This is a genomic window from Paenibacillus agaridevorans (genome assembly GCF_003112455.1).
Lineage (GTDB): Bacteria > Bacillota > Bacilli > Paenibacillales > Paenibacillaceae > Pristimantibacillus > Pristimantibacillus agaridevorans.
Genome location: NZ_BDQX01000281.1, coordinates 229,806 through 253,992 on the forward strand (window position 1 = coordinate 229,806; position 24,187 = coordinate 253,992).

Below are 24,187 nucleotides of genomic sequence, written 5' to 3' on the forward strand. Positions count from 1 at the left end.
TCCCGTCTGAATGCAAGATTCGATGTCGACATACTCCCCCCGAGTTACTTCGTAATCAAAATTGGAATTTTTGAACAACCTTAAAAAGTCAGGTGATTCCGAATGATGATAAAACCATTAATTGAATTTTGCGCCAGCAATATGCACCATGGCACGGACGAGGTTATGCGCCGTTTCGAAGAAGACGACGATTATGAAACGACCGAATATGGCTGTCTGGGCAATTGCGGCGAATGTTACCTTAGCCCTTACGCGCTGGTGGACGGAACAATCGTAGCCGTCGACGACGTGGATCAATTATACGAGGCGATAATCGAATCGCTCAAGCAGCAGCAAGCCGATCGCGAAGCGCTGGACAAGCTGCTGGACGACCTCGATTAACCAAGATGGCGCTTGGAACGCCAGAGCACGCCGCTCTTGACGAGACGGGGGACACGGCCAAGAATCGGCGTGCCGCCCATAATGCCGAAGCCGCTTTTCTTGCCGAGCGAGCCAAGAACGCCCTTCAGCTTAATCTTGCCAAGCCGCGGCGTCTTGTCGTGCCAGATCGCGTGCAGCACCTCTGCGATCTGCTTGCCCTGAGCGCCGGCAGCTTGACCGCTCGGAGAGAGCGGCAGCGCCGCACAGTCGCCTACGACGTACACATTGTTATGATCGGGCAGTTGGTGATAAGGATTCAGAATTAGTCTACCCTGATTGTCCTTAGGCAAGTCCATGCGCTGGACAAGCTCCACCGGCTGAATGCCGGCCGTCCATACGGTAACATCTGTATAGATGGGCCCCGTTGAATTGGCGTCGTAAAGAATGCCTTGTTCGAGACGGGTCAGCCCCACATGGCCGCGCATCTCGACTCCGTGCTCCATAAACCAGTCGGCGACGAAGTTCTGCAATCTGCCCGGGAATGCCGACAACACCTTTGGTCCGCGATCCAGAATACGAATGTTCAGATCGGGCCGGCTCTCGCGCAGCTCGGCCGCCACTTCCACTCCGCTTAATCCGCCTCCGACAATCGTCACTTGCCCGTAGGGCTTAACATCATTTAATTGCGCATAAGTTTTCCTGCATGCCGAAAATGTCTGGATGCTTGTCGAGAACTCCTCGGCGCCTTCGATGCCGTGATATTTGTCCGTGCATCCGAGACCGATGACGAGCCAGTCATAGGAAAGAGGTTCATGGCCTTCCACGTAAACTAGTTCGTTCTCCATGTCGATATCCGTAATTTCGCCGTAAGCATATTGGACCCTGGAGTCGACCGGGAATTTCACGCGCAGCTCGAGATCCGAGACCGTTCCTGCCGCAAGCGCGTAATATTCCGTCTTCAGTCCCTGGAAAGGCATTCGGTCCACAAGCGTAATGAAAACGTCATGCGGCAGCCCATGTTCAATCAATTCGTTCACGATGGCGGCGCCGCCATAGCCGCCGCCTAATATAACTACATTTCTCATTTCGTTTTCCAACTCCAAGAGTTCGTGATGTGTGATAGTAGGTTGCGCCTGAGAGATAGGGATTACTCATTCATAAATCTTGATTTCGCTGTAGAAAGTGTCACGTTCGACCGGGATGCGACCCGCTCCCTTGATTAACCAGATCAGATCCTCGCGTGTTATGCCTTCGGGTGTCAGAGCACCGGCAGCGTGGCTGATCTTCTCCTTTACGATTGTGCCATGCGCATCGGAAGCGCCCATCGTAAGAGCAACCTGGGTCAACTGAACGCCGATGTTGATAAAATAAGCTTTGATGTGCTGGAAGTTGTCCAGCATCAAACGGCTGATCGCAATCGTCTTCAGATCCTCGAACGCCGAATTACGGCGGCGAATGCCTGCTTTTGGATTGATTGGCTGCATCGAGAGCGGGATGAACACGAGGAAGCCGTTCGTCTCGTCTTGCAGTTCGCGCAGATGGATAAGATGGCGGACTCGGTCTTCCTTCGACTCGATGGATCCGTACAACATTGTCGTATGAGTGCGCAGTCCGAGGTTGTGCGCTGTGCGATGGACGTCGAGGTACTGCGATACATCCGCTTTGTCCACGCGCATCTTCTTGCGATAATGATCGGACAGAATCTCTGCGCCGCCGCCTGTCAGCGACTCCAGTCCTGCCTTCATTAGCTCCTGCAGGACCTCCTTGTAAGACAAGCCGCTGATCCGCGAGAAGAAGTCGATCTCGGCAGCCGTATATGCCTTCAGCGTAACTTCCGGGAAACGAGCCTTAAGCGCCTTGAGCGAATCCACATAATATTGGAAAGGCACATGCGTGTTATGGCCGCCAACGATATGGAATTCGCGCACGCCCGGGTGGAAGTGCTGCTCCACATAGGCGATCATTTCCTCGCCGCTAAGCGTATAAGCTCCCGGATCTCCTTCGTCCTTGCGGAAGTTGCAGAACGCGCAATGCGCTTCGCATACGTTGGTGAAGTAGAGGCTCATGTTCTCGATAAAATATACCTTTTTCCCGTTCTTGCGAATCGCAACCTCGTTGGCAAGTTGTCCGATTGTAAGCAGATCATCCGATTGATATAAGAAAACGCCGTCTTCAAGCGACAAGCGCTCTCCATGACGCACTTTGTCGACGATAGACATCATCTGTTTCTCTTGCGTAGGTACGATTACGTTCATGGCGACGCCTCCTTGATCCCGTGCCCGATTGTGCGGTCCATCCGCATAAGGCTTGGGATTCACGATAGTTACTGTTATTATTGGTTTGTGAAAAAAATAACACAAGATGAAACGGCCATGCCGTAATTGGGCGGCGCAGCGCGTTTCACTCCGAGAAAAAAATCATTCGATTTTCTGTAACCATTATAAACCTCACACGTAGCAGGGGCAACCTAAAAAAGTATGGTAGTTGTCTAAGAGGCTCGTCCGGCGTCTATTAGAAGCCAGGAAAACGTGTTGCTTCTTGAGCATCGCGTCCCGCTGGAGTATACTATGGATAAGTAAGTGAATGGAGGGATGAAGCATGATCACAATCAGTGAGCTTGCATCTGAGAAAATAAAAGAAATGCTGGAGCAGGAAGCCACGCCGGGATTATCCCTGCGCGTCGGTGTCAAGGAGGGCGGCTGCAGCGGTTTCTCGTACGGCATGGGCTTCGACGATGAAGTGAATGACGGCGATCACAAGCTGGAGTCGAGCGGTATTCCTGTGGTCGTAGATTCGGACAGCATCAAATATTTGAACGGTCTCGTCATCGATTTCCAAGAGTCCGCCATGGGCGGCGGCTTTACAATGGATAATCCGAACGCCAGCGTTACATGCGGCTGCGGCTCCAGCTTCCGCACGGCGAAGGACGCGGGCAAGCCGGCTGCCGAAGGCGAGTGCTAAGCGTCGGAGCTCTAGATTGATCGGCGGACTTTTTCGCCCCAGCCTCCCAGCTGTCCCGGGTTGTTCCTTCCGGGCGGCGAGGGAGGTTTGTTGTTATTAAGGATTCAAAATTGGACTTTTTTGAACAACCTTTGTAAGCGTATAATAATAGGAGACTCTACTTCAGAACAGGATGAATGCCGTTGATTACACCGCTTGGCAGGAGCATTCGCGATTTCCGCCTTATCTACAAGAAGTTGCTTGTCTTCGAATATTTGTTTATGCTGCTGACAAGCTTCGCGATTCTTCCGCTGCTTAATTATATATTCAACAAAGTGATGTGGGTGGTCGGCACTGGATCGTTGCTTAATAACGACATCTACAGGCTGGGATACAGCTACGAAGGCGTTGCCGGCCTGCTTGCGATCGGAGTGATCGCTTCGTTCGTGCTGTTTATCGAGCTGGGCGTCGTCATTACGATTGCCCAGAAACATTATTTTGGCCAAAACGTGCTTATCGCGGATTCGCTCTGGACGACGCTGCGTAGAACGCCGCGGTTGTTCGGCTTCGGTCTGGTCCAGCTTCTCTTCTTGCTGCTGGTCCTTATTCCGTTCGTCGATTCGCCGTTATCGGAAGCATTTTACCGGCTGTTTAATGTGCCGATCTTTCTGAATACGCGAGTGTTTAACGGATCGCAGCTGATGATTGCCCTCTATATTCTGATCGTGGCGATTACGTTGTACATTGTGCTGCGCTGGATATTCGTCCTGCACTTTATCGTGCTGGAAGGGCAGAGCATTACCGAGGCGATCCGCAGCAGCTCGGCGATGACGAAGGGCAAGCGTCTTCATTTGTTTTTCGCCCTGTTCGTGTTCAACGGACTCGTGCTAGGCATCGGCTTCGTGCTGATTACAACGGTTTCTTATTTGCCTGCATGGCTGGACAATAATGTGCTTAAACTGTTTACGGACCACTATACGCTGACGCTGTCGACGCTGCTTGCCTATATGCTGACACTGTTAGTGATGCCGTTTAACCTGATCTATCTGACAAGGCTCTATTACGAATATGGTCTGCGCTTCGGCATAGATGTGGAGGATCGGCTGGAGATGTCGCGCAGCTTGCTGTTAGGAAGGCTGGAGAGGCGTATTACGAAGCTGCTGTCCAGGGTAAAGCGGAAGCGGATTGTGTATGCATCGCTGGCTCTTGTCTATCTTTGCCTGGCGCTGCTCGTCAGCTACAAGGCGAACGACAGTCTCGTCTATGCGAAGTGGAACGTCCTTGTGTCCGCGCATCGCGGCGACTTCGAATCGGCGCCGGAAAATTCTTTGCAATCCGTCCGCACCGCGATTCAAAAGGGTTACCAGTCGGTGGAACTGGACGTTCAGCTGACTGCGGACGGAACGGTCGTGCTGCATCACGACTATCAGTTGCTTCGCATGGCAGGCCTCAAGAAGCGGGTCAGCGAGCTTACGTACGATGAACTGTCCAAGCTGACCATCGGCACCTACGAAATTCCGCCGGAGCTCGCGGAAGGCGAGGAGGCCGGGAAAGAGAAGCAGGGCGAGATCGAGATTGTGAGGATCCCGCTGCTCTCGGAGGTGCTGGCGGAAGCCAAGGGCAACATCAAAGTGCTGCTGGACCTTAAGCCATATGGGGACGGAGAATCGCTGGTCCGCGAGGTTGTGGCGCTGGTGACCGCGTTCGAGATGGAGGAGGACGTCTACATCCAGTCGTTCGACAGCAAGTCGTTGTCGCTCATCCGCGCGCTGAACCCCGACATCCGCATCGGGCAGATTCTTTACTTCGCGTTAGGAGATTTAACGACCCTGGATGTTGACTTCTATACGATCGAGCAGGTCATGCTGACCAACAAGCTGGTCGACGAGGCGCATCGTCATGGCCGCGAGGTGTGGGTTTGGACGGTCAACAGCAGCCGCAATATGAAGGAAGTGCTCAAATATCGGATCGACGGCATCATTACGGACTATCCGGCGCGGGCGCAGACCATGGTGGAGCTTGACCTCTGACGGGAGAGCGAATAATGAGGCAAGGAGGCCGGGATGCCGTGTACAAAATATTTATCGTGGAGGATGACGAGAAGATTGCTGCTATTCTAAGGGGCAGAATGGAGCAATACGGCTACGAAGCCTCAGCCGCGACGGACTTCAGGGACCTGCTGCCGCAACTTGAAGCATTTGGTCCCCAGCTAGTGTTGCTGGACATTAACTTGCCGTACTTCGACGGTTATTATTGGTGCAGGCAAATTCGGACGCGCTCCAGCGTGCCGATCATCTTTATCTCCGCACGGGCGGGGGAGATGGATCAGGTGATGGCGATCGAGAACGGCGGGGACGATTACATTACGAAGCCGATCGCGCTGGAACTGTTGATGGCAAAGGTGAGAGGCGCGCTCAGGCGGGTTTACGGGGAATACGCGACGCCAACGCAGCAGCACGCAGGTCCCTTTCAAGGCGAAGCGGCATTGGGCGTCAATGCCGGCATTGCGGTATCCGGCGTAGCAGGGCTTTCGGCGGGAGGATTGAAGCTGTATCCCAGCCGCAACGAGCTGGAGTGGAGAAAGAAACGCTTAGAACTGACGAAGAACGAGTGCCTGCTGGCGGAATGCCTCCTGGGCAAGCCGGGACATATTATTCCGCGGGAGCAGCTGCTGGAAGCGTTATGGGATGACGTGCAGTTCGTCGACGACAACACATTGACCGTAAACGTCACCCGCCTTCGCAAGAAGCTGGAGGAGCTGGGGCTGCCGAAGATCATCGAGACGGTTCGGGGGCAAGGCTACAAGCTGTCGATGGAACAACTGGAGGATGACGGGCATGAGGCATGACGGAGCATCCTCCGATACTTACGTTACCGGGCGCGAAGGAAATATGCTGTGGGTGTTCTTAAAGGACAGGCTGCTCTATATCGTATGTATAATCGTCATTGTCCTGCTCGCCGTATCTTTGTTGATGCTGGAGATGGCACGATATCCCGGCATGGTGGAACCTGGGACCGTCTATTATTTTTTATTATTGGCCCTCGTCGCGCTTATTGCCTGGTTGACGGCGGATTACTACCGCCAAAGATATTTCCTTAAGCAAGTGAAGGAAGCTCTCGCGCGTACGAACGACTTGCAGGCAAGCGCGATCGTAACGGCTGGCGTCACGGGCGAACAGAGACTTGTCATGGAGCTCCTGCAGGAGCAGCACCGCGCATTCCTTGGCGAGCTTAGCCGGCACCGTCGCAGCCAGGAGCTGCATAACCATTTTGCCCTCCAATGGGTGCACCATATGAAGACTCCCCTCTCCGTGATTCACTTGCACATGCAAGAAGGAGCAGAGCGGGGCTGGAGCACGGAGGAGGAGCAGCGAGCGATGGCAGCCAGCGTGCTGGAGGAGACGGAGCGGCTGACGCGAGGGCTTGAGATGATGCTGCATACGGCCAGGCTGGACAAGTTCGAGCTGGATACGCATATTCGAAGGCTGCCGCTGCATGAGCTCGTACGGACGACGATTAATAATCACAAGCGGCTGCTCATCCGCCACTCCATCTATCCCAAGGTAGAGGGAGAGTTATGGGTGGAATCCGACGAGAAGTGGCTGGCTTTTGTTCTTCAGCAGCTGGTGAGCAACTCTATTAAATACAGCAAACATAAGCCGGGCTCGATGACGCTTGCCTTCCGTCTGCGCGAGCTGGAGGATGGCAAGGCTGAGCTAGCCATAGCCGACGAGGGCATTGGCATCGCGCCGCAGGATATCAGTCGCGTCTTCGACGCCTTCTTTACCGGAGAGAACGGACGGACGACGGGCGAGTCGACGGGGATGGGGCTTTATTTGACGAAGAAGGTGCTAGATAAACTTGGCCATGGCGTAAAGATTCGATCGGAGCTGGGTGCGGGTACGACGGTCATACTGACTTTCCGGCCGGCCGGCATTCATGTGATGGCGTAGGAGACCATGCGGCGAGTTCGAACGTGACAACACTGTAAGGTTGCGGGGACTATTTTGAAAGGCAAATCGATGGGTTGCTCCTCCAGTATGGGTCTATACTAACGGTATGGAAATCAATAAGAGGCATTAGAGGAGGAGCAAGAAAGCGATGAGCGTACTAAGAGCGCAAGGTCTTGGCAAAATATATAGCAGCAAAGGCAATGTCGTATACAAAGCATTGGAGGATATCGATCTCCAGGTAGAAGCAGGGGAGTTCGTAGGCGTTATGGGACCGTCGGGGAGCGGCAAGACGACGCTATTGAATCTGCTTGCGACGATCGACCGTCCTACTTCGGGGACAATCGAGATTAACGGCGTCAATCCCGTAAAGCTCATCGAGAACAAGCTGGCGCTGTTCCGCCGCCGGGAGCTCGGCTTCGTCTTCCAGGACTTCAATCTGCTGGATACGTTGTCCATTCAGGAAAATATTATATTGCCCCTGGTGCTGGAAGGCATGAAGCCGGCGTCCATCTTGCAGCGATTATCCCCGATCGCGGAAATGTTGGGCATCTCCGCCATCTTGAACAAGCGCACCTACGAGGTGTCCGGCGGACAGAAGCAGCGCGCGGCTATCGCGCGGGCGATCATTCACCAGCCTTCGCTTGTGCTGGCGGACGAGCTGACGGGCAATCTCGATTCCAAGGCGGCAAAGGATGTTATGGATGCGCTGAAGGAGATGAACGAGAAGCTGAAGGCTACGGTGCTCATGGTCACGCATGATCCGTTCTCCGCGAGCTATTGCGAGCGGATCGTGTTTATCAAGGACGGCAAGCTTTTCTCCGAGATTCGCAAGGGCGGCAACCGTCAGGCGTTCTTTCAGCAAATATTGGATGCGTTAAGCGTGTTGGGAGGGAATTTCGATGACGTTCCGTTCGCTCGCGCTTAGCAATGTAAAGGGCAATTGGAGAGCGTACGGCGCGTTTTTCCTCAGCAGCGTATTCTCGGTCATGATCTTTTATATCTATGCGGCATTCATCTATCATCCCGATGTAGTAAGCGGGCATATTTTGCAAGCGGACAAGGTCCGTTCCGGCATGACGTTCTGCCTGTACTTGATTATCATCTTTTCGTTCATGTTCATTCTCTATTCCAATTCGGCGTTTTTAAAGACGAGAAAGCAGGAGTTCGGTCTATTCTCGTTATTCGGCATGACAAAGAAGCAGCTGCGCAAGCTCGTCGTGTACGAAAACATGGTCATCGCGATACTCGCGATCGGCATGGGCATTCTGCTCGGCGTATTGTTCAGCAAGCTGTTCTTTATGGCTCTGGGGGCGCTGCTGGATATGCAGGAGAGCATCGCCTTCGCCGTTCCGCTGAAAGCCGTATGGTTAACCGCCGGCGGGTTCTTCGCCCTGTTCCTTGCCATCTCGCTCTGGACGGTGGTTCGGATGGGCCGATCGGAGATTATTGACATGCTTAAGGCGGCCAGAAAGCCGAAGGGCAGACTCGTCTACTCGCGCTGGCTTGTTACGCTTGCCGCGGCTTGCCTTCTATCGGGATATGCAATGGCATACATGATGGACTCCAATTCCTTCGTCGTTCTGTCGCTGCCGATTCTCGTGACGGTCGTCGTTGGCACCTACTTTCTGTTTACGCAGCTAAGCGTCCTGCTTATCGGATGGATTCAAAATCGTAAGGGCATCTACTATGGCCGCACGAACATGCTGATCTTTGCCCAGCTCGGCTACAAGATCAGAGACAACGCACGAATTCTGTTCGTCGTCTCCATACTGAGCGCCGTTATTCTAACCGCCATGGGAACCGTCTATATTATGCAGATTCAGAGCAGAGAGCAAATGCTGGAAAGCTCGCCTTATTCGCTGGCTTACGTTGAAAAAGGCCTCCATTCGCAGGAGGTCATCGATCAGAAGCAGCTTCGCGAGATTCTGAAGTCGGATGGTTACTCCATATCGAGAGAAACGAAGACGGTCGGTTTAGCTTTGGAACAATACCATCTCACCTTTGAAAACTCCAGTCGGGAGATCGGATGGGAGAACTGGGAGGAGTCCAGCCCTGATTTATCCCTCTTCATCATATCCGCAACGGATTACAACAAACTTGCGAAGCAGCAAGGGGAACCGTCCATTCAAGTCGAAAGCGGCAAGTTGACTTTGCTGTATTCCAATAATTTCGGCACGACGTTAGGTCCCGGAAGGGCTGTCGGCGTACTGAATGGAAAACGCTTCGAGATGCCGGTCGCGGATTCCGCGAACGTCAAAGTCGCGAACAACTGGATTGATTCGAATTTCTATACAATGGTCATGGATGACCTGAGTTTCGTAGATCTTATCTCCGGCATACCGGAGGAGGAGCAACGCGTTTTCTATGGCATTGAGCTAAAAAACTGGGAGAAGGCGGCGCCTACTGTCGCGAAGCTGTCGGAGCTCGTGCCCGAGGCGATGAGGGGCGAAAAGGACTTCACGCGTCCCGAACGTTTTGTCGACATGAAGGCGGAGACATCGCTGATCTTGTTCATCGGTCTGTTCATTAGCTTATTGTTCTTTATCGCGGCAGGCAGCATGATCTACTTCAAGCTGTTTACGGAGCTGCAGGAGGATCAGTCCCAATATAAGGGACTGGCGCGCATCGGCATGACGCGCAAGGAAATTCGGCGCATCGTTGTCAGCCAGATCGCGATCGTGTTCTACGTCCCTTGCGCTGTCGGCATCGTGCATGCGCTCTTTGCGATGAAATCGCTCGACAACATGATGGGTTCGTCAAATTGGCTGTACTCCTTTGTCGTGATCGGCGCCTATATCGTCATGCAGACGCTGTACTTCTTGCTGGCAAGCGGCAGCTATATGCGCAGCTTGACTCGGGTAACGGCGGTTTAAGCAACCGAATAAAGGGTATGCCGACAACGAAAACCGGCCCGCTGCTTCCCCATGAGGGTGGCGGCTGGCCGGTTTTGTTACCACATAAGAAAGTATTAGTTTTCGATTCTCGAAAACGACTTTCTTATTGGCGATAAAACCTACCTTTAAACGCGGTCGCTCATCGTCGAGAGGCCTCGATAGAGGTTTTCTCACGCGAGCAGCGAGGCTACGGATTCCATCCGCACCTCGCTGCCGCTGACGTATCCGCCAAAGGTCTGGCAGGAATAAGCGATGCTCCCGGACAGGTCGAGCAGCGTCAGACGACAGCCGTGTTTCGCGCCCGTATCGATGCCGATCCTTCTCGAATCCGCCCATAGCAGGCCTGACGGAGCTCCCAGCTTAAAGGTTGGCGTATGGCCAAATACGATACGGTATTTGCCTGGCAGCCTACTTTCCGGCTGAAGATAAAATTCCTCGCGGATTTCCGTCAAATCGTTTGCGGTCTGAGATCGCAGCGTGCGGCCGGGCCTTATGCCTGCATGAACGAACAAATAGGGAGGCCGTTTAATGTACAGCGGCAAGCTTCCAATCCAATTCGCATATCTGCGATAGGCTGAGCCTCTGCGCCTCAGCATCGAGGCGAGCTTTAGCTCCTGATTGCCCGGAATGGCCTTGGCGCCTCCTTCTACAAGCTTCTGCACAAAGTCAAGCGTGCTCCAGCTTGCGGGCTGATCCGCGTCGATATAATCGCCTAACAGCATTAGCGTGTCGACGAGCGGGTCGTACGCGGCAGCCTCCAGCAGTCTCTGGCAGCCATCCTTGTGTCCGTGTATGTCGGATATGACGAGCAATCGTGTTTCCGCGATTATGGATGACTGATGGATCACTTGCGATCGACTACCTTTCGTCCTCGTACTTGTACATGGATGCGGAGGTCAGGAGAGATCCCGAAAATCACGTACTCGCCTGTCGGCAGAGGGTTCTCATGTATAATATACAGCCGTCGTCCGCAAGAGGTCTCGGCGATTGCCCGCCGCGGTCCCTTCGAACTAACAATGGACGACAAGCACGAATGGAATCAGCTCCCGCGCTGCGCAGATGTTTTTAGGAAGCTGACCTCGATATGAAGCACCTCCGAGCGGCTGCCCGTTCGGACAGGCGGCCCCCAGAAGCCGAACCCCGAAGATACGATCGCGTGCAGCTTGCCCTTGCGCTTGTAGCCCCAGTCCAGCTCGAACATTCTCCGCGTGATGAGATGATTCGGAAACATCTGGCCGCGATGGGTATGGCCGGATAGGCTGAGATCGATGCCGCTTGCCTCGGCCTCGCCCAGTTCCAGCGGCTGATGATCCAGCAGAATGAGCGGTTTGGAGGCATCCAGCGGCTCTACCAGCTCGGCGATGGATTGGCGTCGATCCCGGCTGCGGCCTTCCGAAGCTTTGTCTTTGCGGCCGATCAGGACGAAGCTGTCTTCGATGACCACCGTTTCGTCCATAAGGACATGTACGCCGATTTTGCGCATCTCGTTCACATATTCCGGAACCTTTCCTCCGAAGTATTCGTGATTGCCGGTAACGGCGTAGACGCCGAGCGGCGCCTTCAGCTTGCCAAACGTCGCTCCCATTCCTTTTCTCACGAACGGCTCCAGATCATCGTCCAGCACATCGCCCGGTAGAAGGATGATGTCGGGTTTAATCTCGTTTACTTTGGCGATCAGCCGATTAAGATGGCGATGACCGATGACAGAGCCAAGATGAAGATCGGACGCGACGGCGATCGTTAATCGGCTTCTGTCTCCGGCGCTTTTCTCGATGGCAATGTCGTATCGCCTGATGACGGGGCTCCAAGCGTTGTGCGTGCCTACCGCCAGAATAAGCAGCAGCAGAAGGGCAGCGACGCTGCCTACGCCGACGACATAGACATCTCTGTCCGCTCCCGCGAGCTTTAGCACAAGAGCGGCTGCGTCCGTGATCGGCAGAAGAAGCAGGCCGTATTGCAGCAAGGCGAACCAGTACGAGCCGATTAATTTGGCGGGTTCGGCTAGAGATCTCAGCGGCGTGGACTGACCCAGCCGTCCGATAATATAAGCGAACGCGATCAATGCGACGACTATTGCGTAAGCGGGCCAAGCGCTCCAGCCGGTGAGCTCCGACATGAGCAGCCAACCGTTCCAGCCGATGTAGACGGCAATGGCGGAATAGATCGCGAGAAAGACGATAATCGTAAACAAAGTGCGAGCTTTCATGAATGATCAGGCTCCTTTGCGAATCTGGTAAATGAATAAAAGTAGAGTTGAAGCTGTTGAATACTATAGCACAGCACGAGAGGGGTCTTCCAATCCGGCGCGCGGAGAATGCCAAGGCAGCTGTCGACATAGGCTCTCGAGAACGATATTCCTGCACTTTCGTTGCGTCTTCGGCGTGCCTTGTGGTATCTTGTCACCATGATAGTAAGAGATGGGGGAAGCGACATATGAAATCGTTGGTGCTGGCCGAGAAACCTAGCGTAGCGAAAGAAATCGCGCGAGTGCTCGGCTGCGGCGGGAAGCAGAAAGGATACTTCGAGGGACCGAAATACGTGGTGACATGGGCGCTTGGACATCTGGTTACGCTGGCCGAGCCGGAAGAATACGATGTCAAGTTCCGAACATGGAATCTGGAGGACTTGCCGCTGCTGCCGAACAAGATGAATCTGAAGGTCATTAAAGAAACATCCCATCAATTTAAGACGGTGGCGCATCTGTGCAAAAGAAACGATTTGAATGAACTGATTATCGCTACCGACGCGGGGCGCGAAGGCGAGTTGGTGGCTCGCTGGATTATGGAGCTCGTCCATTGGCGCAAGCCGTTTAAGCGGCTGTGGATTTCGTCGCAGACGGACAAGGCGATTAAGGACGGCTTCGCCGCTCTGAAGCCAGGCAAGGATTATAACTCGTTATACGCGTCGGCGGTATGCCGTGCCGAAGCGGACTGGCTGATTGGCCTTAATATGACGCGCGCTTTGACGACCAAGTACAACGCGCAGCTTGCCGCGGGTCGGGTTCAGACGCCGACGCTGTCGATCATGATGGAGCGCGAACGGGAAATTGCCGAATTCCAGTCGAAGCCGTATTGGACCGTATCGGCTAACTTCGGCAGCTTCAACGGACAATGGCGCGAAAGCGATTCCCATGATGGAAGGTTATGGACGCGCGAAGCTGCGGAGGCCGTTGTCGAGCGGGCCAAGAAGGCGGGAACGGCGAAGGTGGAGAGAATGCGCACCGCAGAGCGCTCCGAGCCGCATCCGCAGGCCTACGACTTGACTGAGCTGCAGCGCGACGCGAACAGAAAGCTGGGCTTCTCGGCCAAGCAGACTTCGAACGTGCTGCAAAGGCTGTACGAGACGCACAAGCTTGTTACCTATCCTCGGACGGATTCCCGTTATCTGTCGAGCGATATGACGGCAACGCTCAAGGGACGGCTTGAAAGCGTCGCAACCGGGCCGTACACGGCTTTAGCGCGCAAGCTGCTGCGAGCTCCGCTGCAGGTAACCAAGCGGATCGTGGACGACAGCAAGGTCAGCGACCACCATGCCATCATTCCGACAGAGCAGTACGTGCAGTTAGGCGCTCTTACGAACGAGGAACGGCGACTCTACGACCTTATCGTGCGCAGGTTCATTGCTCTGTTCTACCCGCCATACCGTTACGACGAGACTAGCGTTGTGATCGTAGCCGGTGGCTTGTCCTTCCACGCGAAAGGCCGAATAGAGAAGGCGGCGGGCTGGAAAGAAGTATACGCCGGCGGAAGCGAGCCGCTGCAAGACGACGATGACAGCGAAGAAGGCGATGGCGGGAGCGCTCGCGATCGACAACCTTCCCAAACGTTGCCTTCGCTGTCCGTTGGCGGTTCACTGCCGCTTAAATCCGTTGCAGCCAAGGAGCTTCGCACGCTTCCTCCTGCGCGGTATACGGAAGCGTCCTTGCTGACCCATATGGAGAAGCACGGGCTGGGTACGCCGGCGACACGCGCGGATATTATCGAGAAGCTGCTCTCCACCGACACGATCGAACGGATCCGCAGCACGTTGGCTCCTACGGCTAAGGGCAAGCAGCTGATCGAGCTTGTCGTCGAGCAGTTGCGCAGTCCCGAGCTGACGGCGGCATGGGAGAGCGAGCTGGAGCGGATCGCCAAGGGAAAGGGAGATCCCGCGAAGTTTATGGCAGGAATCCGCACGCAGGCCGCAAGCTGGGTTGCGGAGGTGAAGCGGGAGACGAAGGAGTACAAGCCTCATAACGCAACGGGGTCGTTCTGTCCGGAATGCGGCAAGCCGATGGTAGAGGTGAAAGGGAAACGCGGCAAGTCGTTGGCATGCTCGGATCGGGAATGCGGATACCGCAGACATTCGGAGCCGGTATTGCTCAACAAGCGCTGCCCGCAATGCCGCAAGAAGATGGAGCTTCACGATGGCAAGGCCGGCAAATACGCGCAATGTAAGCCATGCAACGTCATTGAGATGCTTGGCGACAAGGACGGGAGCCGCATAAACAAGCGGGAGCAGCAGCGGCTCGTCGAGCAATACAGCGAGAGCGCGCCGCTTGGCAACAGCCTGGCGGATAAGCTGAAGGCCGCGCTGGAAGCCAAGCAAAACAAATAGCTTTCTACGAAACGGAATGATAATAAGGCGTCGCGAATGGAACGGATACGTCGCGGCGCTTTTCTCTATGGAATTCGGGCTTCTGCTAAAGGCGATCATCCACGAGAGGAGGACATTCCTGCCATATACTAGAGAGAAAGAGTAGGAGGGAAGGAGCTCTTAAAAAATGATGATTCATAATCATGGAGGCAGGCAGCTCGCAAGCAAGTGGGCGAAGACGGAAGCGCTGCTCGCCGAGCCGTCGCTCGTGCAGCATATTCCGCCAACGCGGAAATATAGCCCTTATGCTCTAATGAGCATGCTCCAGCAGCATGGCATGGTGGTCGTCAAGCCGATCGTCGGATCCGGCGGAGGCGGTGTCATCAAGGTAACGAGGGACCTCGGAGGATTTACGCATACGTACCGCGATCGCACACAGCGTTTCCAGACGTTTGATGGACTTGTCCATGCACTTGGCAGCCGAACGGGGAAAAGGAGCTATTTGATTCAAAAGGGCATTCAACTGGCTACCGTAAACGGCAGACCGATCGATTATCGTGTCAAATACGTGAAGACTCGTTCGGGTTGGGAGTATCGCTCGCTTGTCGGCCGTATCGCGAGACGGGGATTGTTCGTGACCAACCTCAGCCAGGGAGGAGACATGGTGACTGCCGGACAAGGCATTCGCGCTTCGCTCGGCGCATCGCAGGTGAAGGGCAAAAAAGCAAAGATGCGTGCTCTGACGGTTATGTCGACCCGGGTGCTGGAGCGGAAGTATCCTGGAATCGGGCAATTAGGTTTCGATTACGGGATCGATAGAAACGGGAAAATATGGATCTTTGAAGTCAATACGAGGCCGCATTAAGGTGAAGACGGAGGAGGCTCCGTCTTTTTCTCGTCTTTCCAAGTCTAAATGAGCAGCTATGCTAATAGTTTCGTTAATAGAACTATCAAAGATGATTAAAGTTTTTTATTGGATAGAAGCTTATTTGGGATGTGGATAACTCTATCCACATTGTACCATCTGATTTTGCTCATTTTATGATATCTATTCACACTTCATTAACAGTGTATCCACATCCCTATGTGCATAATAAGGCGTGTTGTCCCGAATTTCGTCGCATGCTACACTAAAAAATGTAAAGGGAAGAGATGGAAAAAAGGAGGTTTCATGATGGAATTATTATCCGACGACCTGCTCATTGACACCTATTTTGCCGCTATTGAATATAAGCTGGAGCCCGATTTCATACGAATGCTTGCTATTGAAGTAAAGCGCAGAGGCGTGGATATCGCCGCTCACGCGAATCGCAGACAGCCGGCCTGATCTCCCGGGAATTCTGACTTCCCATGCCGGACATGACAATCATCCAACAGGCCAGCCGGCCACCATGACCTCGCCAAGATGCCCGCAGCTTTCACAGTAGACGATATGGACGCATGTATCTCCAGAGGCATCATAAGGTCTCCCGGTCACGGGACCGGCAGACAGTGGACCGTAAGGCTCGTAAGGTCCTGTCCAATCCGTTAATCTGCCGCATTCTGTAAGCACGCCTCCGCATATATCACATAGTTGTATAGTATCGACAATTCCGTTGCATAACGGACATAACATAAGGGTACCCTCCTCGGACGAAAAGGCAGCAATTGCCCCTCGCACACGTTTCGCGTTCGGACGGCAGATGCCGTACCGCGCTCCCGTATCGCCAAGTTTAGGATACCCTTAACCTTGTAATGTATGTTGCGCCAAAGTTGGCCGCGCGGGCCAAGCTACAGTTTCATATTGCTGCTATGACCCGGCGAGAGCTTCGCGCTTGGATCGATATATACCTTTGCGTTGTTGATGGCGGTCGGGGCTTCGCCAAAGCCGACGGCAATGAGCTTAAGCTTGCCGGGGTAGGTCGTAATATCGCCTGCCGCGAAGAGGCCTGCAATGTTCGTCTCCATCCGCGTATCGACGACGATAGAGCCGCCTTGAATGTTGATGCCCCATTCTGCGATTGGTCCCAGAGACGAGACAAAGCCGAAGTTGACGATGACGGCATCTACATCGAGATCGGAGGTTTCGTTCGATTTGACGTCTGTGAGCGTGACCTTCGTAATGAGATCCTCACCGTGCAAAGCCGTAATTTCTTTGGGCGTAACGACGTTTACGCTGGAGTTCATCAAGTTCTCCACGCTGTGCTCGTGGGCGCGGAATTTGTCGCGGCGATGAATGAGTGTGACGCTTTTTGCGATCGGCTCCAGCATGAGAGACCAGTCCACGGCGGAATCTCCGCCACCGCTGATCAGAACGCGCTTGTCCTTGAAGCGCTGCAAGTCCCCTACAAAGTAATGGAGGTTCCTGCCCTCGAACCTGGCCGCTTCCGGAAGATCCAACCGACGAGGCTCGAATGCGCCTACGCCAGCCGTAATAATAACCGCTTTGGCATAATGGACGGTCCGATCCGTCGTCACCTCGAATAAACGTTCATCTTTTTTTACTACGGCTACGACTTTTTCTTCCAAACATATCTCGGGTTTGAACAGATCGATTTGCTCCTTTAGCCGATCGACGAGCTCTTGTGCAGTCACTTTAGGGAACCCTGCTACATCGTATATATATTTTTCAGGATAAAGAGCGGCTAGCTGACCGCCTAGCTGAGGCATGCTTTCGATTATTTTTACGGATGCCTGGCGCATGCCGCCATAGAACGCGGCGAACATCCCCGCAGGTCCTCCTCCGATAATGAGAATATCAACCACAGCGTTTTCATTTACTTGCTCCGACAACTGTCTGCACCTCCGTAAATTGAGTGTTACGGTTATCATTATAAGCCTTTGCCTGAGAGTATGATATATATAACTTTACTGCAGTTATAAAATTTGTGAGATCGAGGCCGGGAGTCAAATTATACGATCGGCTAAGAACATTATTTTAGAAGGGATTTTTCATTTGTACAGTGTTCTAAACATTTTCGTATAAAATACCCTTGAAACTTTGTTCAAAAGTCTGTAATATGTCTGATGTATATGTGAGATGGTCTAAGGAGAAAAACGGCAAACGCCGTCGAAATTTCCAAAAACGTTTTTGGCTCCTTTGCATGATAATGGTTATGAGGACACAAACTACTGAAAGTTATCTTACTTTTTCGATTATGTTTGTGTAATTTTTCACAAGATTATCTAAATTGAAAAGAAAAAAACGAATGGATGGGATCCCACAATGAGCAACATACCGAAAATTGTAATTCTTGGCGCTGGCTACGGAGGCGTGCTGACTGCGCTTCGTCTGCAAAAAGAGCTGAATTATAATGAAGCCGACGTCACACTGGTCAACAAACACGATTATCACTATATCACGACGCATCTGCACATGCCTGCAGCCGGCACGGACAATCCGGAAAACGCGCGCGTCAGCATCTCCAAGCTGATCGATGAATTTAAGATCGACTTCGTTAAATCGACAGTCGTCCAAATTCGTCCGCAAGACAAAAAGGTTATACTGGAAGACGGAACACTGTCTTACGATTATCTTGTAATCGGTCTTGGCGGCGAACCGGAAACTTTCGGTATCCCTGGCTTGGGCGAACATGCCATGAACATTCGCAGCATTAACTCCGTTCGCTTGATCCGCGAACATATCGAATATCAATTCGCGCGTTACAAGCGCGAGCCGCATCGCACCGATTACCTGACTTTCGTTGTCGGCGGAGCGGGCTTTACCGGCATCGAGTTTATCGGAGAGCTCTCCGACCGTATTCCAGAGCTGTGCAAACAATTCGACGTCGATCCAACGCTTGTCAAGATCTACAACGTTGAAGCCGCTCCTACGGCTCTTCCAGGCTTCGATCCGGAGCTGGTAGAATATGCGATGGACGTTCTGACGAAGAAGGGCGTTACATTCCGCATCGGCACGGCCATCAAAGAATGCTCGCCGGATGGCGTTATCGTTGGCGAAGGCGAAGAAATCAAGTCGCAGACGGTTATCTGGACCGGCGGCATCCGCGGCAACCGCTTGATCGAAGAAGCGGGCTTCGAGACGATGCGCGGACGCGTCAAGGTCGACGAATTCCTGCGCAGCCCGGGCTCCGAGAACGTCTATATCGTTGGCGACAACTCGCTGATGTTCAACCCTGAAGGCCGTCCATATCCGCCGACTGCACAGATCGCTATGCAGCAAGGCGTTATTTGCGCCAACAACCTGGTAGCTTCCATTCGCAATCAGCCGCTTAAGACGTTCTCGTTCTCCAATAAAGGAACGGTTGCATCCTTGGGCAAAGGCGAAGCGATTGGCATCGCGTTCGGCAAGAAATACAAAGGCCGCGTAGCTGCTTGGCTGAAAAAGGCAATCGACCTTCGTTACCTGTTCATTATCGGCGGCATTCCGCTTGTCCTGCGTAAAGGCAAATTCCTGTAATGCGCCACTGCAGCGTACAAGTCCGCGGCTTGTTAACGAGAGACGAGCTCGATCGTTATAACGCCTTGATCGAGGTTGGCTCCTATCTGGAGTCGCAGACCCGTTACGATCTGGCTTATACGGTGCAGAAGGAGATCGACATTCTGATCCTTCCGGCCATCGAGCGCCTTAAGGAGAAGAGCCGTGCACGCGATCGCGCTACCCAGGAATACCTGGAAGCGAAGGAACGCGGCGAATCGTTGTCGGATGACGAGGACGAGGATTAACGTTCGCTAGACCGCATGACCATACTGCTAACCAAAAGCTTCGGACGGCCTGATTGGGCTGTTCGGGGCTTTTTTTTGTAAAGGAACTAGTCGTCGATGGGACCGACTTGGAACTTGGAAAGTGGCTGCAGTGGAGTGTTTGAGCTTCTGGGGGCAAATTTCCAATTATGAAGACTTGTGTTTTTTCCAGATTGGCTTGTGTTGATTCCAGCAATATGGAAAACGTAGTGTTCGTCTAGAAAATAGATAGTGAGGATTACGAGCCGCTGACCCCCAATCTAACAAATTGATAGTATCGTTACGGAGGCCCATCCGTTACCATAAACCCCGTCAACCAAAACTTGGCATGGGCGAAAGGGGAACTGGGGATGAGAAGCAAGGGAAGCCGAACTACCCGTATATGGCGGAGGAAAGGGACCGCAGCGATATTGTCGCTTGCACTGCTGGCAAGTATCGCAGCGCCGGTTCATGCGCACGAGGTCGACGCGGAAGCTGCAACAAGTCAAGCAGGATCGGAGGCTCCGAGTTACGGAGTCGGCACAGAGGTGCCTGTACTTGGCACGCTCGTTACAGATGTTCAAGAGAACGTCATATTGATCCCGACGGATGACTCGTTCATCGAAGGACAAGACGAGGCGCGAAGAGACAAGATCAACGGAGCAAGCACCTCCGTTCAGGTTGCCTCGAACAACGCTAACGAACGGATTATTTACCTGAAATTCGACTTGGAGGACGAAGAGGTCGCCGATATCGGATCTGCAACGCTTCGCTTGTTCAACAACGATACGCGGTATAACCGGGTCGTATCGGCCCATGAGCTGAGCGACACGTCATGGAGTGAATCTACGTTGACCTGGAACAATGCGCCAGCTATTGGAGGGGGGATCCGGCGGAACGGCAGTCCCGTAACGTTCTCTACCGCGGCAACCGGCAATGCGGATGACCGGCTGCTTGGCGCCAAATATTACGAGCTGGATGTAACGGAATACGTGAAGGCCGCGGCTGGCCAGACAGAGCTTGGCCTTGTCGTGCAAAGCGATGGCTTCACTTCGTTCGCCAGCAAAGAATACGAGGGAGGCGCCTATCCGCCGCAGCTCGTATTAAGCGCAGACGAGCTTGAGCCGCCTGCGGATCCTGTCTATAAGGAGCTGGGGGAGAACGGGCGCAGCAGCTTGTACCCAGAGGATTGGTATCCCGGCTATAAGGACGGGGAAGGTCGATTTTTGCACGACTTCTCGTTTGCAGGGTATCGCAAAGGGCTGGAACCTATTCCGGATGTTGTGCCTGGAGATATCGTAGATGTCACGGAGTCTCCGTATAACGCCGACAGGACGGGAACGACGGATGCAACGGCTGCGATTCAAGCTGCGATTGACGATATAGGCGAAGCCGGGGGAGGTGTCGTATTCTTGCCTGCCGGCACCTATAAGATAAAGCCGCAAGGCACAAACAACCAATCGCTGAAGCTGAACCGAAGCGGCGTCGTTCTTCGGGGAGCCGGCCCGGAGGAAACATTTCTGTTCAACGACGAGCCGGTCATGAGGGGCAAAGATATTATTACCGTCATCTCGGAAGGCGCTGGCTTCCAGGCGGTACCTGGAACGGAGACGAATATTCGTACCGATCTGCCGGAGCCGACGGTCACGATTCCCGTTCAGGATTCATCGGCTTATCGGACAGGCGATTGGGTGACGATAAGCAATCGGTATACGGCCGATTTTATCGCGGAGCATGATATGGCAGACTGGTGGGCGACGTATATCGGCAACGAAGGGATTACGTTTTATCGTCAAGTCGTGGCGATTGATGCCGAGACGCATACGCTGACGATCGATATCCCGACGCGATATCCGCTTAAGGTGCGGGACTCCGCGAGAGTGTATAAGCTGAATCCGCCCGTCACGGACGTCGGAGTCGAGCATCTGTCCATCGGCAATGTGCAGAACCTGACGCCAGGCATCGGAGAGAGCGACGATACGAAGGAAGGAACGGCCGGTTTCCAAGTGGCGGGCACCAATGCGGTCAACTTCGTGAGAGTTGCCGATGCTTGGGCGCGGAACGTACATTCCTACAGACCGGCTACCAACGATGAGGATTATGACTACCATCTGCTGTCCAGCGGCATTCATACGTCGAATACGCGCAACGTGACGATTGTGGATTGCGTCATGCAGAAGCCGTTGTTCCGCGGCGCTGGCGGCAATGGCTATCTCTTCGAGCTGGTCGGCAACGACAATCTCATTCTGAATGCCAAAGCGGTGGAAGGACGCCACAACTACACGTTCTCCCATATGCGGACGAATGGCAACGTCATACGAAATTCCATATCGGTCGAACCGACGCATGTCATCGACTTTCATCAATATTTGAGCGCTTCCAACCTGCTTGACGGCATGCAGCTGTACGGAGACCGGATCGAAGCCAGCGTAAGGCCATATCCATCCTCGCAGCCCAATTACAAGCACGGTCATACGACTTCGCAGACGGTCATCTGGAATACGCTAGGATATAAAGCGATGGACGGCACCGGCATCATCGTCGACTCCAGGCAGCACGGCTACGGATACATCATCGGAACAAGCGGCAACGATGCCGAAATCCGCATAACCCCGGATATTCATTCCGGTAAAATAACGGCGCCAATCGATTTCGCCGAAGGCATCGGGCAAGGCGACCGGCTGTTTCCTTCCTCGTTGTACGAGGACCAGCTTGCCAGACGCATGGAACGAATGCCGACGGAGCTGCAGTCGATCAAGCTAGGCGGCAATCCGCTTACAGGCTTTCAGCCTGGCAAACGCGTCTACGACATAGAACTGCCTTTTGGCACTGTAAAAGTACCCGCGATCCAGGCAACGACTTCCGTGGCAGGGGCTGCAGTAGAGCTCGCGCTTCCGGATTCGCTTCCCGGAACGGCGAACCTACAAGTCACTTCGGCGGACGGAGCAGCTACGGCGCTGTATGCCCTGCATCTCCGAGCAGCGGATTCGCCGGCCGTATTGGCAGAAATCGCGCTTCAGCCGGACAGGACGAGACCAGGCTGGAAAAGCGGCTTAAAGCTGGATGCAGGCACGGACGCCTTTTTGTCCGTTACGGGGCTGATGTCTGACGGGACAGAAGCGGATATGGATGGAGCGGCGATTTCGTACTCGTCTTCCCAGCCAGAAGTTCTCACGGCAGGAGTGGACGGATCCTTAGAAGCGATCACTCCCGGAACGGCCAATGTGACGGTCAGCGTCACGCTTGGAGACGTTACACTGACAAAAACGATCGCGGTTGTGTCGGCGGTGCCGGTCCATACGGATGAGGAGGTACTGCCCGTCTCCCTGGTCAGTTCAAGCGGTGACGATGGCAACGTCGTGGAGAACGTGCTCGACGGCGACTACGATACACGCTGGTCTGCCAGCGGCGAAGGGCAATGGATGATGGCAGACCTGGGCGCTGTTCATCATGTAGGAGCAGTCAGTATCGCGTTCTACAACGGGCATATTCGCAAATCGAAGTTTGAGCTGGCTTTCTCTCTGGACGGAATGCAATGGACGACCGGTTACTCTCTCAATCCGGCCGGCAATTCCAGCGGAACGACAAGCACGTTCGAATTGTTCGAGCTTGCAGCGCCAATGAACGCAAGATACGTGAAGTATGTCGGTTATGGAAACTCGGCGAATGCATGGAACAGCATAAGCGAGATTCGGTTCCATCCTGCTGACGTGCCGGGGCCAACAGCTTCTCCGACGCCAACATCGCCGTCCACGATCATACAGCCGACGCCAACTCCAAAGGCTACGATAAGTCCGCCTCCCACGCCTGTTGCAGCTGCGGTCGAAGCCTCCTTTGACGGGACGAACAATCCGGTAATAATTATGACGGAGGTGGCGAGCATTGAAGCTGCAGGAGATATGTTTGCCGGCGGCGAGCTCGGCGAGAGCGGGAAGGCGACATTTCGGTTCGAGCTGTTGGAGGCGGAACATGTGAATGGACTGAGTAATGAGGCTCGTGGCGCTATCGGCGATCGTCCAATCCTGGGTTTAAAGGTGCTTTCGGACGGCCAGACGCTGAAATGGAGCAATCCGGATTCTCCCGTTACTGTTAAGTTGCCATACAAACCAAGCGCCGCGGAGCTATCCGATCCTGGACTGCTGGAGAAGCTGACGATCTGGCATCTGGATGAGTCGGGGGTCACGCAGCCGATTCCCAATGCCTATTATGACCCGGAGCTCGCTGCCATCGTCTTCCGGACGACGCATATCGGCCGGTATGCGGTCGTTCTGAGAGAGCATGTTTTCCGGGATTTAAACGGCTACAGCTGGGCTAGCGACGAGATTGGAGTTCTGGCAGCCAGAGGAATAATCAAGGGGACGACGGCGTCAACCTTCCAGCCATCCGCGAGCGTGAAGAGGGCCGACTTCGTCACAATGATCGTCCGAGCGCTGGGACTGTCGGCTAAAGGGGGAACATCGTTCTCTGACATCAGCGACAAAGCCTATTATTACGACGAAGTCGGCATCGCGGAACGCCTTGGCATCGTACAAGGCATGCCCGGCGGCAGCTTCCGTCCCGAATCTGCCATCACCCGCGAGGAAATGATAGTGATAGCGGCAAGAGCTATGAAGGCGGCGAGAATAGAAGCTGAAACTTCCGCTGCGGGCAATCTCGCCGGGTTCGCGGACGCAGCGGAAGTATCCGACTATGCGAAGGAGAGCATCATCGCATTGACGGGGCTAGGGCTGGTGAACGGCAACGGCGGCAAGCTGAAGCCGAAGGCGGCGGCTACGCGAGCCGAAGCGGCAGCGCCGGTCTACC

At 54.0% G+C, this 24,187-nt stretch carries 18 protein-coding genes; 13 read left to right on the forward strand and 5 right to left on the reverse strand.

Annotated features, from left to right (window positions below; translation table 11 throughout):
• The first annotated feature begins 105 nt into the window (after nucleotides 1–105).
• Nucleotides 106–381, forward strand: a complete 276-nt coding sequence (locus PAT3040_RS23260) for a YuzB family protein (RefSeq protein WP_087570591.1) — start codon at nucleotides 106–108, stop codon at nucleotides 379–381.
• On the opposite strand, the gene PAT3040_RS23265 is transcribed toward PAT3040_RS23260, so the two are convergent.
• Both PAT3040_RS23265 and mqnE read right to left on the reverse strand, forming a co-directional pair.
• Nucleotides 378–1,445 carry an NAD(P)/FAD-dependent oxidoreductase gene (locus PAT3040_RS23265; RefSeq protein ID WP_087570550.1) on the reverse strand — a complete coding sequence of 356 codons (1,068 nt, stop codon included), beginning with the start codon at nucleotides 1,443–1,445 and terminating at the stop codon, nucleotides 378–380. The two genes, PAT3040_RS23260 and PAT3040_RS23265, sit on opposite strands and share 4 nt — an antisense overlap.
• Before the next feature lie 66 nt (nucleotides 1,446–1,511).
• Nucleotides 1,512–2,615 carry an aminofutalosine synthase MqnE gene (gene mqnE, locus PAT3040_RS23270; RefSeq protein WP_108994566.1) on the reverse strand — a complete coding sequence of 368 codons (1,104 nt, stop codon included), beginning with the start codon at nucleotides 2,613–2,615 and terminating at the stop codon, nucleotides 1,512–1,514.
• Nucleotides 2,616–2,958: 343 nt separating this feature from the next.
• On the opposite strand from mqnE, the gene erpA reads away from it, so the two are divergent.
• The 6 genes from erpA to PAT3040_RS23300 all read left to right on the forward strand — a co-directional run bounded on the left by erpA (nucleotide 2,959) and on the right by PAT3040_RS23300 (nucleotide 10,126).
• The gene (gene erpA / locus PAT3040_RS23275; protein ID WP_087570552.1) at nucleotides 2,959–3,321 is read left to right on the forward strand and encodes an iron-sulfur cluster insertion protein ErpA; all 363 of its coding nucleotides are present in this window, start codon (nucleotides 2,959–2,961) and stop codon (nucleotides 3,319–3,321) included.
• Nucleotides 3,322–3,497: 176 nt separating this feature from the next.
• Nucleotides 3,498–5,330 carry a glycerophosphoryl diester phosphodiesterase membrane domain-containing protein gene (locus PAT3040_RS23280; protein WP_108994567.1) on the forward strand — a complete coding sequence of 611 codons (1,833 nt, stop codon included), beginning with the start codon at nucleotides 3,498–3,500 and terminating at the stop codon, nucleotides 5,328–5,330.
• Between the two features lie 38 nt (nucleotides 5,331–5,368).
• On the forward strand, nucleotides 5,369–6,148 hold the full coding sequence (locus PAT3040_RS23285) for a response regulator transcription factor (RefSeq protein ID WP_108994595.1): 780 nt from the start codon (nucleotides 5,369–5,371) through the stop codon (nucleotides 6,146–6,148).
• Nucleotides 6,138–7,253: a sensor histidine kinase gene (locus PAT3040_RS23290; protein WP_258235117.1), complete on the forward strand. Its 1,116-nt coding sequence runs from the start codon at nucleotides 6,138–6,140 to the stop codon at nucleotides 7,251–7,253. The genes PAT3040_RS23285 and PAT3040_RS23290 overlap by 11 nt, the downstream gene beginning before the upstream one ends.
• Before the next feature lie 148 nt (nucleotides 7,254–7,401).
• On the forward strand, nucleotides 7,402–8,178 hold the full coding sequence (locus tag PAT3040_RS23295) for an ABC transporter ATP-binding protein (protein ID WP_108994568.1): 777 nt from the start codon (nucleotides 7,402–7,404) through the stop codon (nucleotides 8,176–8,178).
• Complete coding sequence (locus PAT3040_RS23300) at nucleotides 8,153–10,126, forward strand: ABC transporter permease (RefSeq protein WP_108994569.1); 1,974 nt, start codon at nucleotides 8,153–8,155, stop codon at nucleotides 10,124–10,126. Before PAT3040_RS23295 ends, PAT3040_RS23300 begins: the two co-directional genes overlap by 26 nt.
• Nucleotides 10,127–10,317: 191 nt before the next feature.
• Here the strand turns inward: PAT3040_RS23300 and PAT3040_RS23305 are convergent, their stop codons facing one another.
• Together PAT3040_RS23305 and PAT3040_RS23310 are read right to left on the reverse strand one after the other, a co-directional pair.
• Complete coding sequence (locus PAT3040_RS23305) at nucleotides 10,318–10,995, reverse strand: metallophosphoesterase (RefSeq protein WP_108994570.1); 678 nt, start codon at nucleotides 10,993–10,995, stop codon at nucleotides 10,318–10,320.
• Nucleotides 10,996–11,186: 191 nt separating this feature from the next.
• Entirely contained in the window at nucleotides 11,187–12,353 is a 1,167-nt protein-coding gene (locus PAT3040_RS23310) for a metallophosphoesterase (RefSeq protein ID WP_108994571.1), read from the reverse strand.
• 227 nt (nucleotides 12,354–12,580) lie between these two features.
• Between PAT3040_RS23310 and PAT3040_RS23315 the strand changes: the two genes are divergently transcribed.
• The 3 genes from PAT3040_RS23315 to PAT3040_RS23325 all read left to right on the forward strand — a co-directional run bounded on the left by PAT3040_RS23315 (nucleotide 12,581) and on the right by PAT3040_RS23325 (nucleotide 16,049).
• On the forward strand, nucleotides 12,581–14,743 hold the full coding sequence (locus tag PAT3040_RS23315) for a DNA topoisomerase III (RefSeq protein WP_108994572.1): 2,163 nt from the start codon (nucleotides 12,581–12,583) through the stop codon (nucleotides 14,741–14,743).
• Nucleotides 14,744–14,909: 166 nt separating this feature from the next.
• A complete protein-coding gene (locus tag PAT3040_RS23320; protein ID WP_373271301.1) occupies nucleotides 14,910–15,587 on the forward strand; it encodes a YheC/YheD family protein in 678 nt (225 codons plus the stop codon).
• A gap of 306 nt (nucleotides 15,588–15,893) precedes the next feature.
• Nucleotides 15,894–16,049: a sporulation histidine kinase inhibitor Sda gene (locus tag PAT3040_RS23325; RefSeq protein WP_306299342.1), complete on the forward strand. Its 156-nt coding sequence runs from the start codon at nucleotides 15,894–15,896 to the stop codon at nucleotides 16,047–16,049.
• A gap of 443 nt (nucleotides 16,050–16,492) precedes the next feature.
• Here the strand turns inward: PAT3040_RS23325 and PAT3040_RS23330 are convergent, their stop codons facing one another.
• On the reverse strand, nucleotides 16,493–17,494 hold the full coding sequence (locus PAT3040_RS23330; protein ID WP_256975899.1) for an NAD(P)/FAD-dependent oxidoreductase: 1,002 nt from the start codon (nucleotides 17,492–17,494) through the stop codon (nucleotides 16,493–16,495).
• Between the two features lie 433 nt (nucleotides 17,495–17,927).
• On the opposite strand from PAT3040_RS23330, the gene PAT3040_RS23335 reads away from it, so the two are divergent.
• The 3 genes from PAT3040_RS23335 to PAT3040_RS23345 all read left to right on the forward strand — a co-directional run.
• Nucleotides 17,928–19,121, forward strand: a complete 1,194-nt coding sequence (locus tag PAT3040_RS23335) for an NAD(P)/FAD-dependent oxidoreductase (RefSeq protein WP_087570561.1) — start codon at nucleotides 17,928–17,930, stop codon at nucleotides 19,119–19,121.
• On the forward strand, nucleotides 19,121–19,387 hold the full coding sequence (locus PAT3040_RS23340) for a hypothetical protein (protein ID WP_087570562.1): 267 nt from the start codon (nucleotides 19,121–19,123) through the stop codon (nucleotides 19,385–19,387). Before PAT3040_RS23335 ends, PAT3040_RS23340 begins: the two co-directional genes overlap by 1 nt.
• 368 nt (nucleotides 19,388–19,755) lie before the next feature.
• Nucleotides 19,756–24,187, forward strand: a 4,432-nt coding sequence (locus PAT3040_RS23345; RefSeq protein ID WP_108994573.1) for an S-layer homology domain-containing protein, incomplete at its 3' end; no start/stop codon positions are given.

What these genes read in the sequence shown, in the direction of transcription:
- PAT3040_RS23260 (WP_087570591.1), top strand. Translation starts at nt 106, where the DNA reads ATGATAAAACCATTAATTGAATTTTGCGCCAGCAATATGCACCATGGC.
- PAT3040_RS23265 (WP_087570550.1), bottom strand. Translation starts at nt 1,445, where the DNA reads ATGAGAAATGTAGTTATATTAGGCGGCGGCTATGGCGGCGCCGCCATC.
- mqnE (WP_108994566.1), bottom strand. Translation starts at nt 2,615, where the DNA reads ATGAACGTAATCGTACCTACGCAAGAGAAACAGATGATGTCTATCGTC.
- erpA (WP_087570552.1), top strand. Translation starts at nt 2,959, where the DNA reads ATGATCACAATCAGTGAGCTTGCATCTGAGAAAATAAAAGAAATGCTG.
- PAT3040_RS23280 (WP_108994567.1), top strand. Translation starts at nt 3,498, where the DNA reads ATGCCGTTGATTACACCGCTTGGCAGGAGCATTCGCGATTTCCGCCTT.
- PAT3040_RS23290 (WP_258235117.1), top strand. Translation starts at nt 6,138, where the DNA reads ATGAGGCATGACGGAGCATCCTCCGATACTTACGTTACCGGGCGCGAA.
- PAT3040_RS23295 (WP_108994568.1), top strand. Translation starts at nt 7,402, where the DNA reads ATGAGCGTACTAAGAGCGCAAGGTCTTGGCAAAATATATAGCAGCAAA.
- PAT3040_RS23300 (WP_108994569.1), top strand. Translation starts at nt 8,153, where the DNA reads ATGACGTTCCGTTCGCTCGCGCTTAGCAATGTAAAGGGCAATTGGAGA.
- PAT3040_RS23310 (WP_108994571.1), bottom strand. Translation starts at nt 12,353, where the DNA reads ATGAAAGCTCGCACTTTGTTTACGATTATCGTCTTTCTCGCGATCTAT.
- PAT3040_RS23315 (WP_108994572.1), top strand. Translation starts at nt 12,581, where the DNA reads ATGAAATCGTTGGTGCTGGCCGAGAAACCTAGCGTAGCGAAAGAAATC.
- PAT3040_RS23320 (WP_373271301.1), top strand. Translation starts at nt 14,910, where the DNA reads ATGATGATTCATAATCATGGAGGCAGGCAGCTCGCAAGCAAGTGGGCG.
- PAT3040_RS23325 (WP_306299342.1), top strand. Translation starts at nt 15,894, where the DNA reads ATGATGGAATTATTATCCGACGACCTGCTCATTGACACCTATTTTGCC.
- PAT3040_RS23335 (WP_087570561.1), top strand. Translation starts at nt 17,928, where the DNA reads ATGAGCAACATACCGAAAATTGTAATTCTTGGCGCTGGCTACGGAGGC.
- PAT3040_RS23340 (WP_087570562.1), top strand. Translation starts at nt 19,121, where the DNA reads ATGCGCCACTGCAGCGTACAAGTCCGCGGCTTGTTAACGAGAGACGAG.